Here is a 15,640-nt window from a genome sequence, read left to right as displayed (position 1 = left end):
CCCTCGCCGCAGAGTGGACCCCGGACCAAGTCCGGGGTGACGGAGTGCGTGGGGTCAGCGTGCCAGCCGCTCGAGCGTCGGGATCAGTGCGTCGAAGCCGTCGATGATCGCGTCCGCACCGAGTTCCTCGACCGGCTGCATCAGGAAACCGAACGAGCATGCCACCGTCGGCAGGCCCGCCGCATGGCCCGCCTGTACGTCGAAGATCGAATCGCCGATGAATGCCGCGGTGCCCCCGCCGCAGCGGGCCAGCATTTCGTAGATCGGCTTGGGGCTGGGCTTGCCGTTGCCCGGCCCCATCGTGTCGCCGCCGATGATGCACGCGAAGCGCCGCGTCAGGTCGAGCGCGTCGATCACCTTCCGGGCGAGCGATTCCAGTTTGTTGGTGACGACGGCGATCCGCACGCCGCGCGCCGCCAGTGTGTCGAGCGCCTCGAGCGTGCCGGGATAGGGGCGGGTCAGTACTGCGATGTTCGCTTCATAATGGTCGAGCAGCCGCCGGTGCAGCACGTCGAGCGTCGCATCGTCGCAGCCACCGGTCGCGGCGAGCCCCTGTGCCAGCATGTGCCGCGCGCCGCCGCCGATCATCGGTTTCACCTGTTCGACGGTCAGCAGCGGCCGATCGATGGAGGCGAGTGCATGGTTCACCGCCGCCGCCAGATCGCCGCTCGTATCGAGCAACGTGCCGTCCAGGTCGAAGCCGACAATGTCGAAAAACGGATCGGGCGATGAATTTAGCGTCATATGCCGCGCCGGTGACGTCTCCCTATGGAAATGGCAAGTCTTCCGTGGCAGGCGACGTCGCCATGACCAGTCCTCTCGCCGTCATCATCCTTGCCGCGGGCAAGGGTACGCGCATGAAGTCCGATCTGCACAAGGTGCTGCACCCGATCGCCGGGCGGCCGATGCTGATCCATCTGATCGACAGTCTGAACCAGGCCGGGGCGACGCGCCGCGTCGTCGTGGTCGGCGCGAGCGGCGAGCAGGTGGAAGCGGCGGTCGTCGCCACGGGTGTCGAGATCGCGTGGCAGCGCGAGCAGCTGGGCACCGCGCATGCCGCGTTGCAGGCGAAGGATGCGCTCGCCGATTTCGAGGGCGTTGCGATCGTCTGCTTCGGCGACACGCCGTTGCTCGCGACCGAGACGGTGGCACGGCTCGCCGCGCGGCTGGAGGCGGAGGATGCGCCGACGGTCGCGGTGCTCGGCTTCCGCCCCGCCGATGCGCGCGCTTATGGCCGGATCATCGCGGACGCGGACGGCACGATCGCCAAGATGGTCGAGTTCAAGGACGCTTCGCCCGAGGAGCGCGCGGTCGACCTGTGCAATTCGGGCGTCACCGCGGTGCGCACGCGCGACCTGTGGCGGCTGCTGGAGGCGGTCGGCAACGACAATGCGGCGGGTGAATATTATCTGCCCGACATCGTCACGCTCGCCGTCGCCGAAGGCGGCCGCGCGGTGGTGATCGAAACGGGCGAGGACGAGGTGGCGGGCGTCAATAGCCGCGCCGAACTCGCGGCGGTCGAGGCGGGCTGGCAGGCGGCGCGCCGCGATCAGGCGATGGCCGACGGCGCGACGCTGATCGCGCCGGATACGGTGTGGTTCAGCCATGACACGCAGATCGGCCGCGACGTGGTTATCGAGCCCAACGTCGTCTTCGGTCCCGGTGTGTCGATCGCCGACGGCGCGACGATCCGCGCCTTCAGCCACCTCGAGGGCGCAAAGGTTGGCGCCAGGGCCGATGTCGGCCCATATGCCCGCCTGCGGCCGGGCGCGGACCTGGCCGAAAAGGCGAAGGTGGGCAATTTCGTTGAGGTGAAGAAGGCGACGATCGGCAAGGGCGCCAAGGTCAACCATTTGTCCTACATCGGCGATGCCGACGTGGGGACGAACGCCAATATCGGCGCCGGTACGATCACCTGCAACTACGACGGCTTCTTCAAGTACAAGACGCAGATCGGCGCGGACGCCTTCATCGGATCGAACTCGGCGCTCGTCGCGCCGGTGTCGGTCGGTGACGGCGCAATCGTCGCGGCGGGTTCGGTGCTGACGAAGGATGTCGAGGCTGGCGCACTCGCGCTCGTCCGGCCGCCGCAGATTGCCAAACCCGGCTGGGCCACCAAGTTCCGCGCGATGATGCGCGCCAAGAAGGAAGCGAAATAACATGTGCGGAATCGTTGGAATCGTCGGGGCCGAGGCCGTTGCCGACCGTCTGCTCGACGGATTGAAGCGGCTGGAATATCGCGGCTACGATTCGGCGGGCATCGCTACCGACCATGACGGGCAGATCGAGCGGCGCCGCGCCAGCGGCAAGCTGGTCAACCTCGCCAAGAAACTCGCCGCCGCGCCGCTGCCCGGCACGACCGGCATCGCGCACACCCGCTGGGCGACCCACGGCGGCCCGACCACCAACAACGCCCACCCGCACGCGACCGACGAGGTCGCGGTGGTCCACAACGGCATCATCGAGAACTTCAAGGCGCTCCGCGACGAACTGATCGCGCGCGGCCGCGTGTTCACCAGCGAAACCGACACCGAAGTCGTCGCACATCTGGTGAGCGAGAAGGTGGAAGCCGGCCTCGACCCCGTCGGCGCGGTGCGCGAGGTGTTGCCGCGCCTGCATGGCGCGTTCGCGCTCGCCATTCTGTTCCGCAAGCACCCCGACATGCTGATCGGCGCGCGCCTCGGTTCGCCGCTGGTGGTCGGCTATGGTGAGGGCGAGACCTATCTCGGCTCGGACGCGCTGGCGCTCGCGCCGCTGACGCAGCGCATCGCCTATCTGGACGAAGGCGACTGGGTCGTCTGCACGACCGAAGGCGCGCAGGTCTATGACCGCGACAACCATCCGGTCGAGCGGCCGATCACCATCTCGGGCGTCACCGGCGAGCTGATCAGCAAGGGCAATCACCGCCATTACATGCTGAAGGAGATCTACGAACAGCCGATCGTCGTCGCCCAGACGCTGCGGTCGTACCTGCAGCGGATGGAGGATCGCGTGACGCTGCCGATCCCCGAATTCGACCTGGCGGGCATCAAGCGCGTGACGATCGTCGCGTGCGGCACCAGCTTCTACGCCGGCATGGTCGCCAAATATTGGTTCGAACAGTTCGCCCGCGTGCCGGTCGATTTGGATGTCGCGTCCGAATTCCGTTACCGCGCGCCGGTGATGGAGCCGGGCGGCCTGATGATCGTCATCAGCCAGTCGGGTGAGACGGCGGACACGCTCGCCGCGCTGCGCCACGCCAAGAGCGAAGGGCAGACGATCGCCGCGGTGGTCAACGTGCCGACCAGCAGCATGGCGCGCGAGGCGGACCTGCTGCTGCCGACGCACGCCGGGCCGGAGATCGGCGTCGCATCGACCAAGGCCTTCACTTGCCAGCTCGCGGTGCTCGCCGCGCTCGCTGCGAACCTCGCCCGCGCCAAGGGCAAGTTCAAGGACGGCGAGGAACGCGAGATCGTCAAGCATCTCGCCGAGACGCCGGCGGCGCTCAACGCCGCGCTCGCCTATGACGAATCGATCCAGGAAATGGCGGGCGTCGTCGCCGCCGCGCGCGACGTGCTGTATCTGGGCCGCGGCACCGACTATCCGCTGGCGCTGGAAGGCGCGCTGAAGCTGAAGGAGATCAGCTACATCCACGCCGAGGGCTATGCCGCCGGCGAGATGAAGCACGGGCCGATCGCGCTGATCGACGAAAACGTCCCCGTCATCGTCATCGCGCCATCGGGGCCGTTGTTCGAAAAGACCGTCAGCAACATGCAGGAGGTGCAGGCACGCGGCGGCAAGGTCGTGCTGATCAGCGACTATGACGGCATCCAGGCGGCGGGCGAGAATTGCGTCGCGACGATCACGATGCCCAAGGTCCATCCGCTGATCGCCCCGCTGGTCTATGCGGTGCCGGTGCAATTGCTCGCTTATCACGTCGCGGTGGCGAAGGGCACCGACGTCGACCAGCCGCGCAACCTCGCCAAATCGGTGACGGTGGAATAAGCGCGGGCCCCGCGCGACCGTTGCGCTGCTTTCATGGGATGGGATGACAGAATGGACCGTGTGCCCCCGTTGGTTGCCGGCATCGAATTGGGGGGCACGAAGATCGTCTGCATCCTCGCGCGCGGACCGGACGATATTCAGGACCGCGTGCAGATCCCGACGACCCGGCCCGACGAGGCGCTGGCGGCAGTCGAGGCCGTGCTGGACGGTTGGGGCGGGTTCGAGGCGCTGGGTATCGCGAGCTTCGGTCCGATCTCGATCGACCGGCATGCCGCCGATTACGGTCACGTCACCTCGACCCCCAAGCCGCATTGGGCGGGCACCGACGTCGCGGGCCGTCTGTCCGCGCGCTATCAGGTGCCGACCGGTTTCCACACCGATGTGGTCGGCGCGGCGCTGGCCGAGGCGCGCTGGGGCGCGGCGAAGGGCCTGCCCGATATCGCCTATGTCACCGTCGGCACGGGCATCGGCGTCGGCCTGATCGCGGGCGGCAAGCCGGTCGACGGCCTGACGCACAGCGAATTCGGCCACATCCGGCCGCAGCGCATGCCGGGCGACGACTGGATGGGCATCTGCCCGTTCCACGGCAGCTGTCTGGAGGGCCTGGCCGCCGGGCCCGCGATCGGCGCACGCGCCGGCTGCAAGGGGGAAGACATTCCCGCGGATCATCCGGTGTGGGAACCCGTCGCGCATGTGCTGGGCCAATTGTGCCATACGCTGGTGCTGACCGGCGTGCCGTGGCGGATCGTGATGGGCGGCGGCGTGATGGTCGGGAACGACCATCTGTTCCCGCGCGTCCGCGACGCGATGGTGCAGAGCCTCGCCGGCTATATCGCGCTGCCCGAGATCGCCGAACCCGCGTTTATCGTGCCGCCCGCGCTGGGGGGCAATGCCGGGCCGCTCGGCGCGATCGTGCTCGGCGAGCAGGCGCTGGCCGAACGCATGGGCACGGCCGCGTCGGCGGGGGCGTTTACGACGCCTTAACCGCATCTGCTTACTCCCTCGTCAACCATAAGAGGGAAGTTGCTGCAGATGACCGCCGCCGTTTCGAAGCGCCTGCTGATCGTCGATGACGAGCCGGCCATGCACGACAGCTATGCCCGCTGCTTCGCGGTGCAGCGCGGTGCTGCGGAGAATGCGCTCGACGCGATGGCGGCGGAGCTGTTCGGCGACGACGCGCCGGCGGCGGATACGGCGGCGGACGACAGCTTCGACCTGACGCATTGCCATCAGGGCCTCGACGCGGTCGCGGCGGTGGAGGCGGCGCTGGCGGCGGGGACGCCCTATGCGGTCGCGTTCATCGACGTGCGCATGCCGCCGGGTATCGACGGCCGTGAAACCGCGCGTCGCATCCGCGCGCTCGATCCCGAGATCAACCTTTGCATCGTCACCGGCTTTTCGGACTTTTCACCGATCGAGATCAGCAAGGTCGCAGGGCCGGCGGACAAGATCTTCTATATCGCCAAGCCGTTCGAAGTGGCGGAGATCGTCCAGACCGCGACCGCGCTGGCGCATCGCTGGCAGGTCGATCGCGAACTGGCTACGGCGCGGGAGCAGCTCGCGGCCCAGATCGTCCAGCTCGAGGAGCAGAGCGCCGAACTCGCTGCGAACGAAAGCCGCGCGATCCATATGGCGACGCACGATTCGCTGACCGATGCGCCCAATCGCCTCGCCTTCCTGCGCGCGCTGGGTGATCGCGCCAAGCGGCCGGGCCTGTTCGCGACCGCGATGTTCGATCTCGACCGGTTCAAGATCGTCAACGACACGTTGGGCCACCTCGCTGGCGACGCGCTGATCCGCGAAGTGTGCAGCATCCTCCACGCGCAGGCGCCCGAGGGGGCGATCGTCGCGCGTCTGGGTGGCGACGAATTCGGCGTGCTGTTCGATGCACCCGGCGAGGAGGCGGCGGTCATGGCCTGCGACCGCATCGTCGCGGCCTGTGCCGGCACGCATCAGGTGTTCGGCAATTCGGTGCAGAGCGGCGCGTCCGCCGGCCTCGTCGTCGTCGAGGGGGCAGGGGTGTGCGATCCCATCGACGCGCTGCGCCGCGCCGACCTGGCGCTCAACGACGCCAAGCGCGCCGGCCGCGGCGTGACCCGCCTGTTCGACGAGAGCATGGACGAAGGCATCCGCTTCCGCCGCCGCATCGAACATGGGTTGGGCCAGGCGATCGCGCGCGACGAGCTGAGCCTCGTCTATCAGCCGATCGTCGCGCGCAACCAGCTGGAGGTGACGGGCTTCGAGGCGCTGGTCCGCTGGAACACGCAGGAATATGGGCCGATCAGCCCGGCGACCTTCATCCCGATTGCCGAGGAATCGAACGTCATCCACGAGCTGGGCGACTGGATCCTCGACACCGCGCTCGCCATGGTGACGCGCTTCCCCGGCCAATATGTCTCGGTCAACTTCAGCCCCCGCCAGTTCCGCCGCCACAATTTCGTCGGCCACATCATGGAGGCGGTGCAGCGCGCCGGCGTGACGCCGAACCGCGTGCAGATCGAGATCACCGAGACCGCCATTTTCGACGACGCCGAACGCGCCGCCGAAACACTCTACAAGCTGCGCCAGATGGGATTCCGCATCGCTCTGGACGATTTCGGCACGGGCTATTCGTCGCTCTACAATATCCGGAAATTCGCGCTCGACAGCCTGAAGATCGATCGCAGCTTCATCGACGGCATGGGCCGCGAGCGTGAGAGTGCCGCGATCGTCCATTCGATCATCCATTTGGGCCGCGCGCTGGGGCTGGAAGTGATCGCCGAGGGCGTCGAGACGGAGGCGCAGGTGCAGGCGCTGCGACTCGCGGGGGCGAGCCATTTGCAGGGCTATTTCTTCTCGCGGCCTGTTGCGCCCGATGCGGCGCTGGCGTTGGCTGAGCAGCGGTTCCTCAATCAGGACCTGGTCGAAGCCGGAGCCGCCACGGGCACGCACGGATGATCCCCGCGCTACGGGCCCGGTGGCCCTTCGGGCGCCGGCGGCCGATCGGTCCTGCCTCGCTCGGTGCCAAGCTGGTGCTGATCCTGACCGCGGTCGGCGTCGCCGGTGCGCTGGGGATCACGCTGCTGCTTGCCAGCGTCATCACGCCGAGCTTTTCGGCGCTGGAGGCCAAGGCGATCGCCGGCCATGTCGAGCGCACGCAGGCGGCGCTGGGCGAATATGCCGCCAAGGTCGAAAACGCCGTGCGCGACTATGGCGACTGGACGCAGAGCTACGATTATATGGCGACGCCGCCGGGATCGCCCGCGGCGGCGACGTTCGAACGCGACAGCTTCTCGCCGCTGGCGATGACCAACCTCGGCGTGCAGGGCATGGCCTATGTGACGCCGCAGGGGACGCTGCGTATTGCACGCTGGCTCGACCCCGCCAGCGGACGCGAACGGGCGCGGCTGCGCACGGCGCTGGTGCAGCTGGCGACGCATGCCGATCTGGCCAGGGTGATCGGCCGCAACAATTCCGGGCATTTCTATGCGCGGCTGGGGCCGGTGGTCGCGGCGATCGGCGTGGCGCAGGTGCGGCGATCCGATGGCACGGGAAGCCCGCGCGGCTATGTGCTGATGGCGCGGCAGGTGACGTCGCGTCAGCTGTCCGACCTGATCCGCCTCGATGCGCGCATCGACCGGTCCGGGCTGGGTGATGCGCCGATGGTCACGCCGGGCAAGCGCACGATGGCGATTGCCGTGCCGATCGCGGGTGTCGATGGCCATGCCGTTGCCGCGGCCCGATTCCATGTCGTGCGCGACGTGTCGCTGCTGGGACGGCGGATGCTGCTGCTGGCCATCGCCGGGTCGACCCTGCTGCTGCTGATCGTGCTGCTCGTCCTGCGCCGCGTCATCGCGCGGCTGGTGCTGGCGCCGCTGCTGCGCGTCGAGCGGCATATGCAGCGGGTGCGTGCGTCGGGATCGATGGCGCTGTTCCAGGACGACGGGCGGCGCGACGAATTCGGCTCGCTGGGCCGCAGCCTCAACGCGATGCTGTCGCAGCTGAAGGACCTGCGCGAACAGATCGAGGTGCAGAGCTTCGCGCTGGGCCGCAGCGAAAGCGCGGTCGCGGTGATGCACAATGTGCGGAACGCGCTCAATCCGATCAGCACGATCCTGAGCCAGGGCATCGCGCAGGCGCCGCCGATCGATCGCGCGACACTGGAACGGGCGATCGCGGAACTCGCGCGCGACGATCTGCCGGCCGAGCGCCGTGCCAAGCTTGCCGCCTTCGTCCAGGCCGCCTTCGCCGCCAAGATGGCGAGCCGCGAGGCGATGCGCCGCGAGCTGGAGGTGGGGCGCGAGGCGATGGCGCACGTGCTGGAGATCATCGGCCAGCAGCAGAAGCAGGCGCACGAGCGCCCCAGTCTGGAACGCTGCGACCTCAGCGAGATCGTCGCGCGCAACGCGGCCATCGCGCGCTATTCGGACAGCGCGTCGATCGCGTTCAGCTTCCCCGCGGAGGCGCATCTGGCCTTGGCGAACCGCGTGATCCTGAGCCAGGTGATCGGCAACTTGCTGGGTAATGCGGCCGAATCGATCGCGGCGACCGGGCGGCAGAGCGGGTCGATCGGGGTGACGATCGACGAGGAAGGCGATGAGGTCGTGGTGCGGATTCGCGACGATGGCGAGGGCTTCGACGCGGCGACGGGTGCGACCTTGTTCCAGCGCGGCTTTTCGACGCGGGCGCACAAATCGGGCGGGCTCGGCCTGCACTGGTGCGCCAATTCGATGACCGCGATGGAGGGCAGCCTGCGCCTCGAGAGCGACGGCAAGGGACTGGGCGCGACCGCGGTGCTGACACTGCGCGCGGCGGAACGGGACGAGATCGCGCAGGCGGCGTGATCGCGTCCCGTGGCGATGCGCGGGATCAGAAGTCGAAGCGGACCCGGCCGAGCAGCCTGTCGCCGGCATGGCCCGCATCCGCGAACGGCCCGAACGCATCGGCGCGCGTGACGTCCGTCCCGACATAGTCGACGCCCAGAGTCAGGCGATCGCGGCGATATTCGACGCCGAGCCGCCAATCGGTATAGGCGCCGCCGGGGCGCAACCGCTGCGCGCGCAGCGGATCGGTGACCGTCCCCGATGAATGGCCGAGGCTGGCGATCGCGGTCAGCGGCGTGCCGGGGAGGCCCGCGCTCGCATTGGCGTAGAGGTACAGGTTGCTGCCCCCGATCGCACGCTGCTCAGGTGCCCAGATCGCCCCCGCGGTCAGATCGGCGGGGCCATAGGTGTAGCTCGCCGACCCGCCGAGTTCGGCATAGTCCATGTTCCCACGTGCACCGCCGAACACGTGCGCGGTGCCCTGTGCGCGCAGCCGCACCGCCCCGACGTCCCACCCGCTGCCGAGCGTCAGGTCGGCGACCGCGTCCGCGCCTCCGTGCCGGTCCGATCCGCGCAGCGCCGCGACGCGCGCGGTGAGATCGAGGCCGTAGCCGATGACCGTTGCATCCCCCGCGATCGAGGCGCGGCCCTCGCTCCAGCTGATGCCGCGGCGATTCTCATCCGTCGTCCCCTCGACTCCGGCGCTGGTCGCGAGTTGCGCGATGGCGGGCGTGGTCGCCAGCAGTGCGCCGGCAGCGAGGGCGGCTTTTGCAAGCTTGTCGATCATCCGGCGGCAACGCTGCCGTGCAGACGGTCGAGCTCGGCACGCAATATGTCATGATCCTCGCGGGCGACCGCCTGGATGTGGCGGTCCAGCGCGATGGACTGCGCGGCGACGTCTCGCGCGATGGCGTCGCGCTGGCCGGCGCACCAGCCGGGACGATGGCCGGATAGCGACCGATCGCTCACAAAGCTGCGCTGCGTGGTGGCGCCGGTCGCGGTGGTGGCGTGGCGCTCCACCGCGATCTGGGCGGTCCAGTGGCACCGCAGGCCGGAGGCGCGGCCGGCGGGCGCGACGGCGCCGATCTGACGTTGGTCGACCACCAACGCGCCGCGATACCGGGCGGTGACGGGGCCGCTGTGATGATCGAGCTGTGCGCTGTGGTCGATCGTCACCGCCGGCGCGACATCACGCGCCATCGCTGGTGCGGCCAGACCAAGTGTCAGGGCCAGCACGGGAAGGTGAGGGGGCATTATGGGTCTCCTGCGGCGGTCCCGGCCTTTGGGCCGGTGACCGTGATGCAGGCACAATGGCCGAACGCGTGCCGGGTTGCCACCATGGGGCCTTGGCCGGTCGGCCGGAAACACAAAAAAACCGGAGCCTAAGCCCCGGTTTTCCCGTGTGTTTCTGCAGGATTGCCAGCGTCTGGCGCCGGCACGTCTTACTTGCTGCGTTCGACCTGTTCGAAGTCCAGCTCGACCGGGGTCGCGCGGCCGAAGATCGACACCGACACCTTGACCTTCGCCTTGTCGAAATCGAGTTCCTCGACGACGCCGTTGAAGCTTGCGAACGGACCCTCGAGCACCTTGACCGCATCGCCGATCTCGTAATCGACCTTGATCTTGGTCTTGGGCGCGGCGGCCGCTTCTTCCTTGCTGTTGAGCATGCGCGCGGCTTCCGCCTCGCTGATCGCCTGCGGCTTGCCCATGCTGCCGAGGAAGCCCGTGACCTTGGGCGTGTTCTTGACGAGGTGATAGACGTCGTCGTTCATGTTCAGCTTGGCGAGCACATAGCCCGGCATGAACTTGCGCTCGACCGCGATCTTCTTGCCGCGACGGGCTTCCGTCACCGTCTCGGTCGGCACTTCGATCTGCTCGACCAGCTGCTCCAGGCCGAGGCGCGTCGCCTCTGCCATGATCGCGTCGCGAACCTTGCCCTCGAAGCCCGAATAGGCGTGAATGATGTACCAGCGCGCCATTGCCTGAACCTTTACTTCGCGAGCTTGAGCAGCGCCTGGACGACCGCGTTGAAGAACGTATCGACGCCCAGGAAGAACAGCGCGAGGATGGTCGTCATGATGACCACCATGACGCCCGTCATGATCGTCTCGCGCCGGGTCGGCCAGACCACCTTCTTGGTTTCGGCCTGGACCTGGCGGATGAATTCGATGGGGGTCGTCTTTGCCACTGTTTTTCTCAGAAACCCGCTGGAATCACGAAAATCCGTACCGCCGGGGCATGAGCCTTCCGCCGCTTTCCCGTGATGGGAAACCGGCGCTGCCCGTCCTCAGCTGTCGGATGGCCTGCGCAAATAGCCGTACGGGGCGCCGAACGCAAGGGCGGCCCGCCGCCTCGCGCGATCAATGGCCGTAGCGTTTGATCCCGCGCCGCCGCAGCTTGTCCCGCTTGCGCTTGCGCAACTTCAGGATGAGCACCGGCGTGCCGATCAGAAGCAGAACCGCGATGATCGCAATGACGAGGGTGTGGCGGGTCGCTTCATCCATGATGCGGGCGCGTTTAGGGACGCCCGACGGCGGCGTAAACAACCTTCGTCAAGGATTATGACAGATCATTCATCTGTCAGTCATATTTTTCGAAGAGTTCGTCGCGATGCGCGTGTTCGCCGTTCCGTGGCGAACTGGCAGGAGTGCACGGACTCGAACCGTGGGCCCTCGGTTTTGGAGACCGATGCTCTACCAACTGAGCTACACTCCTGCAGCCGGGGGCGGCCTCTAGCGCTGTCCGGGCGAAACCGCAAGCGGCTCGTGTGACGAAAGACGCCGCGCGGGCCGAATGCGTCAGGCGGCGAGGCGGATCGGGCGGCGCACGACGATATTGTCGTTCGCTGCTTGGCACCGGACGGGGGTCGGCAGCGGGAGGGCAAGGACCATCACCACGAAGCCGAGGACGCCCGGCGGTAGCGGCAGGAGCATGGCCAGCACTGCGATGCCCAGCCGGGCTTCGGCGAACAAGGTAGCCGGACGGGTGATGGAGCCGCGTGCCGCCAGCCACGCACTCGTGCCGACGCCGATTGCGGCGACCAGAGCGAGGCTTGCCGGCCATGCTGCGGGGAGCAGCGCCAGATTCGGAAGCTGAGCGGCCGGCGCGGTCCACGGCAGGCGGGTGGCGACCAGCAGCCCGATGGCGGCGGCCACGGGCAGGTGTCGGACCGCGCCGCGGCCGATGGCGAGGCCAAGGCACAGCGGCGCCAGCAGCAGCCCGGCCGGGGACAAGGCGACGCCCAGCGCCGCGGCGATCACCATGTCACGATGGCGGCGTTCGTGCGCGGCGAACAGCGCGGCGGTGATCGACAGCAATGCCAAAGCGTCGCTCCAGCCGGTATCGGGCAACAGACCCGCCAGCACCGCGGCGCTCGCAAGCGCCGCGACCGGCATGGGGGGAGGGGCAGGACGGAACGGCGGCATGGGCCTGTTCTGCACCCGGACCGGTTGCCGCGTGGTTAAGGCGCCATCATAAGCGTACGGCAGCGTGGCCGGACCTCCCCGGATTGACCGCCGGCCCGACTCTGCGTATAGGCCCGCCCGTTCCATCGGAGCGATCCGGTGGGCAAGCTTGAACATTGCTGGATGCAAAAGTTGTGGGGCCGGGGTGGCGTTTCGCCGTCCGCGTCCCTTTTTGTATTCCGAAGTGCTGTGATGGCTCCAGCAAAGTAACCCATATACGAGGTGAAGGCTTCATGCCGACGATCAACCAGCTGGTCCGCAAGGGCCGCGACCCGCAGAAGGCCAAGTCGAAGGTCCCTGCGATGGAGCAGAACCCGCAGAAGCGCGGCGTCTGCACCCGCGTTTACACGACGACCCCGAAGAAGCCGAACTCGGCGCTTCGCAAGGTGGCCAAGGTCCGCCTGACCAACAGCCGCGAAGTCATTTCGTACATCCCGGGCGAAGGCCACAACCTGCAGGAGCACTCGGTGGTGCTCATCCGCGGCGGCCGTGTGCGCGATCTTCCCGGCGTGCGCTACCACGTCCTGCGCGGCGTGCTCGACACGCAGGGCGTCAAGGATCGCCGCCAGTCCCGCTCCAAGTACGGCGCCAAGCGTCCGAAGTAAGCCGGTCGGCCTCCCGAGAGGCTCGTCCAGAAGGCTGAAGTTTGAAAGGTTTTTGAAATGGCACGTCGTCGTCGTCCCGAAAAGCGGGTCATCCTGCCTGATCCCAAGTTCGGGGATGAGGTTCTGTCGAAGTTCATGAATTCGGTGATGCTGGACGGCAAGAAGTCCGTCGCAGAACTCATCGTCTACGGTGCTCTGGAAACCGTCGAGCAGCGCGCGAAGCGCGAGCCGATCGGCGTGTTCCACGACGCGCTGAACAACATCAAGCCGGGCATCGAAGTGCGTTCGCGCCGCGTCGGCGGTGCGACCTATCAGGTCCCCGTCGAGGTTCGTCCAGAGCGCGCCCAGGCGCTCGCGATCCGCTGGCTCATCGCCGCGGCGCGTGCCCGCAGCGAGAACACCATGTCGGCCCGCCTCTCGGGCGAGCTGATGGACGCCGCCAACAACCGCGGCAACGCGGTGAAGAAGCGCGAAGACACGCACCGCATGGCGGAAGCGAACCGGGCGTTCTCGCACTACCGCTGGTAAGGCTTGGAAGCGCACCGCTTTTAAACTATATCATGGGGAGCCGGCGAAAGCTGCGCTCCCCATATCTCTAAGGAAATCACGATCATGGCCCGCAGCCATCCGCTCGAGCGCTATCGCAATATCGGCATCATGGCGCACATCGACGCCGGCAAGACGACCACGACCGAGCGCATCCTCTATTACACCGGCAAGTCCTACAAGATCGGCGAAGTGCACGAAGGCACCGCGACGATGGACTGGATGGAGCAGGAGCAGGAGCGCGGGATCACGATCACGTCGGCCGCCACCACCTGCAAGTGGAAGGCCGAAGAGGGTCAGGGCCCTGAGCACCTGATCAACATCATCGACACGCCGGGCCACGTCGACTTCACCATCGAAGTCGAGCGTTCGCTGCGCGTCCTCGACGGCGCGGTCGCCTGCTTCGACGGCGTTGCCGGCGTCGAGCCGCAGTCGGAAACCGTGTGGCGTCAGGCCGACAAGTACGGCGTGCCGCGCATGTGCTTCGTCAACAAGCTCGACCGTACCGGTGCGGACTTCTACTTCTGCGTCAATTCGATCATCGATCGTCTGGGTGCGAAGCCGGCGGTGCTGTATCTGCCGATCGGCGTCGAGGGCGGCTTCAAGGGCCTCGTCGATCTGGTCGAGAACCGCGCGATCATCTGGCTCGAAGAGTCGCTGGGCGCGAAGTTCGAATATCAGGACATCCCGGCCGACATGGTCGAGAAGGCGGCGAAGTATCGCAACGACCTGATCGAACTCGCCGTCGAGCAGGACGACGAGGCGATGGAAGCGTACCTCGAGGGCAACGAGCCCGACACGAAGACGCTGAAGGCGCTGATCCGCAAGGGCACGCTGTCGATGGCGTTCGTGCCGGTCGTCTGCGGCTCGGCGTTCAAGAACAAGGGCGTGCAGCCCCTGCTCGACGCGGTCGTCGACTATCTGCCGAGCCCGCTCGACGTGCCGGCGATCAACGGCGTCAAGCTCGACGGCGAAACGCCGGACGAGCGTCCGTCGTCGGACGACGCGCCGTTCTCGGCGCTGGCGTTCAAGATCATGAACGATCCGTTCGTCGGTTCGCTCACCTTCGCGCGCATCTATTCGGGCGTCCTGGTCAAGGGCGGCTACCTGAACTCGGTGAAGGACAAGAAGGAAAAGATCGGCCGTATGCTCCTCATGCACGCGAACTCGCGTGAGGACATCGAAGAGGCGCGTGCGGGCGACATCGTCGCGCTGGCGGGTCTCAAGGAAACGACGACGGGCGACACGCTGTGCGATCCGGCGCACCCGATCATCCTGGAGCGCATGGAATTCCCCGAGCCGGTCATCGAGCTGTCGGTGGAGCCGAAGACCAAGGCCGACCAGGAAAAGATGGGCATCGCGCTCAACCGCCTGGCTGCCGAGGATCCCTCGTTCCGCGTGTCGACCGATCACGAATCGGGCCAGACGATCATCAAGGGGATGGGCGAACTCCACCTCGAGATTCTCGTGGACCGCATGAAGCGCGAGTTCAAGGTCGAGGCAAACGTCGGTGCGCCGCAGGTGGCGTATCGCGAATACCTCAAGAAGGCCGTGGACATCGACTACACGCACAAGAAGCAGTCGGGCGGCACCGGCCAGTTCGGTCGCGTGAAGGTGAAGCTGACGCCGGGCGAGCGTGGCGCGGGCATCGTCTTCAAGGACGAGATCAAGGGCGGTAACATTCCGCGCGAATATATCCCCGCGATCGAAAAGGGCTTCCGCGAGACGGCGGCGACGGGTTCGCTGGTCGGCTTCCCGATCATCGACTTCGACATCACGCTGTATGACGGCGCGTACCACGACGTCGACTCGTCGGCGCTGGCGTTCGAAATCACCGCGCGCGGTGCGATGCGTGAAGGCGCCCAGAAGGCGGGCATCACGCTGCTCGAGCCGGTCATGAAGGTCGAGGTCGTCACCCCCGAGGACTATCTGGGCGACGTCATCGGCGACATGAACTCGCGTCGTGGCCAGATCCAGGGCACCGACACGCGGGGCAACGCGCAGGCGGTGACCGCGATGGTCCCGCTGGCGAACATGTTCGGCTACGTGAATTCGCTGCGCTCGTTCACGCAGGGCCGCGCCAGCTACTCGATGCAGTTCTCGCACTATGACGAAGTGCCGCAGAACGTCGCAGACGAAGTGAAGGCGAAGATGGCCTGAGGCGCATAGGGCCAAGCGCGCTTGGCTCTAAGTCGCCGCAAGGCCGGCCGGCGGGGCGACGCAGTCGAGCCCGTCCGAC

General features: G+C 67.2%; 15 protein-coding genes and 1 tRNA gene. 8 read left to right on the top strand and 8 right to left on the bottom strand.

Annotated features, from left to right (window positions below; all coding sequences use genetic code 11):
* Window positions 1–54: 54 nt before the first annotated feature.
* A complete protein-coding gene (locus A7E77_RS02880; RefSeq protein ID WP_063685724.1) occupies window positions 55–744 on the bottom strand; it encodes an HAD-IA family hydrolase in 690 nt (229 codons plus the stop codon).
* A 62-nt stretch (window positions 745–806) separates the two neighbouring features.
* On the opposite strand from A7E77_RS02880, the gene glmU reads away from it, so the two are divergent.
* Genes glmU through A7E77_RS02855 form a run of 5 tightly spaced genes read left to right on the top strand, consistent with a single transcriptional unit; the run spans window position 807 to window position 8,807 of the window.
* On the top strand, window positions 807–2,159 hold the full coding sequence (gene glmU / locus A7E77_RS02875; RefSeq protein ID WP_063689673.1) for a bifunctional UDP-N-acetylglucosamine diphosphorylase/glucosamine-1-phosphate N-acetyltransferase GlmU: 1,353 nt from the start codon (window positions 807–809) through the stop codon (window positions 2,157–2,159).
* Window position 2,160: 1 nt separating this feature from the next.
* Window positions 2,161–3,984, top strand: a complete 1,824-nt coding sequence (glmS, locus tag A7E77_RS02870) for a glutamine--fructose-6-phosphate transaminase (isomerizing) (protein WP_063685721.1) — start codon at window positions 2,161–2,163, stop codon at window positions 3,982–3,984.
* 51 nt (window positions 3,985–4,035) lie between these two features.
* Window positions 4,036–4,968 carry an ROK family protein gene (locus tag A7E77_RS02865; RefSeq protein WP_063685719.1) on the top strand — a complete coding sequence of 311 codons (933 nt, stop codon included), beginning with the start codon at window positions 4,036–4,038 and terminating at the stop codon, window positions 4,966–4,968.
* Window positions 4,969–5,016: 48 nt separating this feature from the next.
* Entirely contained in the window at window positions 5,017–6,921 is a 1,905-nt protein-coding gene (locus tag A7E77_RS02860) for an EAL domain-containing protein (RefSeq protein WP_063689670.1), read from the top strand.
* A complete protein-coding gene (locus A7E77_RS02855; protein ID WP_063685717.1) occupies window positions 6,918–8,807 on the top strand; it encodes an ATP-binding protein in 1,890 nt (629 codons plus the stop codon). Before A7E77_RS02860 ends, A7E77_RS02855 begins: the two co-directional genes overlap by 4 nt.
* A gap of 25 nt (window positions 8,808–8,832) precedes the next feature.
* Here the strand turns inward: A7E77_RS02855 and A7E77_RS02850 are convergent, their stop codons facing one another.
* From A7E77_RS02850 to A7E77_RS02825, 7 genes are all read right to left on the bottom strand, one after another.
* A complete protein-coding gene (locus A7E77_RS02850; RefSeq protein WP_063685715.1) occupies window positions 8,833–9,573 on the bottom strand; it encodes a TorF family putative porin in 741 nt (246 codons plus the stop codon).
* Window positions 9,570–10,040, bottom strand: a complete 471-nt coding sequence (locus A7E77_RS02845) for a hypothetical protein (protein ID WP_226341825.1) — start codon at window positions 10,038–10,040, stop codon at window positions 9,570–9,572. Before A7E77_RS02845 ends, A7E77_RS02850 begins: the two co-directional genes overlap by 4 nt.
* Window positions 10,041–10,228: 188 nt before the next feature.
* The gene (gene nusG, locus A7E77_RS02840; protein WP_017979501.1) at window positions 10,229–10,765 is read right to left on the bottom strand and encodes a transcription termination/antitermination protein NusG; all 537 of its coding nucleotides are present in this window, start codon (window positions 10,763–10,765) and stop codon (window positions 10,229–10,231) included.
* A gap of 11 nt (window positions 10,766–10,776) precedes the next feature.
* Window positions 10,777–10,974: a preprotein translocase subunit SecE gene (gene secE / locus A7E77_RS02835; RefSeq protein WP_017979500.1), complete on the bottom strand. Its 198-nt coding sequence runs from the start codon at window positions 10,972–10,974 to the stop codon at window positions 10,777–10,779.
* A 172-nt stretch (window positions 10,975–11,146) separates the two neighbouring features.
* On the bottom strand, window positions 11,147–11,290 hold the full coding sequence (locus tag A7E77_RS17850; RefSeq protein WP_167509723.1) for a hypothetical protein: 144 nt from the start codon (window positions 11,288–11,290) through the stop codon (window positions 11,147–11,149).
* Window positions 11,291–11,425: 135 nt separating this feature from the next.
* A tRNA-Trp gene (locus tag A7E77_RS02830) sits at window positions 11,426–11,501 on the bottom strand.
* Between the two features lie 83 nt (window positions 11,502–11,584).
* Complete coding sequence (locus A7E77_RS02825; RefSeq protein WP_063685711.1) at window positions 11,585–12,181, bottom strand: hypothetical protein; 597 nt, start codon at window positions 12,179–12,181, stop codon at window positions 11,585–11,587.
* A 302-nt stretch (window positions 12,182–12,483) separates the two neighbouring features.
* Here A7E77_RS02825 and rpsL point away from each other — a divergent pair, with 302 nt between their 5' ends.
* From rpsL to fusA, 3 genes are all read left to right on the top strand, one after another.
* Window positions 12,484–12,855, top strand: coding sequence for a 30S ribosomal protein S12 (gene rpsL, locus A7E77_RS02820; protein WP_010185487.1), 372 nt, complete (start codon window positions 12,484–12,486; stop codon window positions 12,853–12,855).
* Between the two features lie 57 nt (window positions 12,856–12,912).
* Entirely contained in the window at window positions 12,913–13,383 is a 471-nt protein-coding gene (gene rpsG, locus A7E77_RS02815) for a 30S ribosomal protein S7 (RefSeq protein WP_017979497.1), read from the top strand.
* 84 nt (window positions 13,384–13,467) lie between these two features.
* Window positions 13,468–15,561: an elongation factor G gene (gene fusA, locus A7E77_RS02810; RefSeq protein WP_063685709.1), complete on the top strand. Its 2,094-nt coding sequence runs from the start codon at window positions 13,468–13,470 to the stop codon at window positions 15,559–15,561.
* Window positions 15,562–15,640 lie beyond the last annotated feature (79 nt).

Origin of the sequence: Sphingomonas sp. NIC1 (genome assembly GCF_001638925.1) — a bacterium.
GTDB lineage: Bacteria > Pseudomonadota > Alphaproteobacteria > Sphingomonadales > Sphingomonadaceae > Sphingomonas > Sphingomonas aquatilis.
This window is presented reverse-complemented; position numbering and strand designations above follow the sequence as displayed.

Bases quoted from the DNA above. Each gene is read 5' to 3' on its own strand.
- A7E77_RS02880 (WP_063685724.1), bottom strand. From the start codon at position 744: ATGACGCTAAATTCATCGCCCGATCCGTTTTTCGACATTGTCGGCTTC.
- glmU (WP_063689673.1), top strand. From the start codon at position 807: ATGACCAGTCCTCTCGCCGTCATCATCCTTGCCGCGGGCAAGGGTACG.
- glmS (WP_063685721.1), top strand. From the start codon at position 2,161: ATGTGCGGAATCGTTGGAATCGTCGGGGCCGAGGCCGTTGCCGACCGT.
- A7E77_RS02865 (WP_063685719.1), top strand. From the start codon at position 4,036: ATGGACCGTGTGCCCCCGTTGGTTGCCGGCATCGAATTGGGGGGCACG.
- A7E77_RS02860 (WP_063689670.1), top strand. From the start codon at position 5,017: ATGACCGCCGCCGTTTCGAAGCGCCTGCTGATCGTCGATGACGAGCCG.
- A7E77_RS02855 (WP_063685717.1), top strand. From the start codon at position 6,918: ATGATCCCCGCGCTACGGGCCCGGTGGCCCTTCGGGCGCCGGCGGCCG.
- A7E77_RS02850 (WP_063685715.1), bottom strand. From the start codon at position 9,573: ATGATCGACAAGCTTGCAAAAGCCGCCCTCGCTGCCGGCGCACTGCTG.
- A7E77_RS02845 (WP_226341825.1), bottom strand. From the start codon at position 10,040: ATGCCCCCTCACCTTCCCGTGCTGGCCCTGACACTTGGTCTGGCCGCA.
- nusG (WP_017979501.1), bottom strand. From the start codon at position 10,765: ATGGCGCGCTGGTACATCATTCACGCCTATTCGGGCTTCGAGGGCAAG.
- A7E77_RS17850 (WP_167509723.1), bottom strand. From the start codon at position 11,290: ATGGATGAAGCGACCCGCCACACCCTCGTCATTGCGATCATCGCGGTT.
- A7E77_RS02825 (WP_063685711.1), bottom strand. From the start codon at position 12,181: ATGCCGGTCGCGGCGCTTGCGAGCGCCGCGGTGCTGGCGGGTCTGTTG.
- rpsL (WP_010185487.1), top strand. From the start codon at position 12,484: ATGCCGACGATCAACCAGCTGGTCCGCAAGGGCCGCGACCCGCAGAAG.
- rpsG (WP_017979497.1), top strand. From the start codon at position 12,913: ATGGCACGTCGTCGTCGTCCCGAAAAGCGGGTCATCCTGCCTGATCCC.
- fusA (WP_063685709.1), top strand. From the start codon at position 13,468: ATGGCCCGCAGCCATCCGCTCGAGCGCTATCGCAATATCGGCATCATG.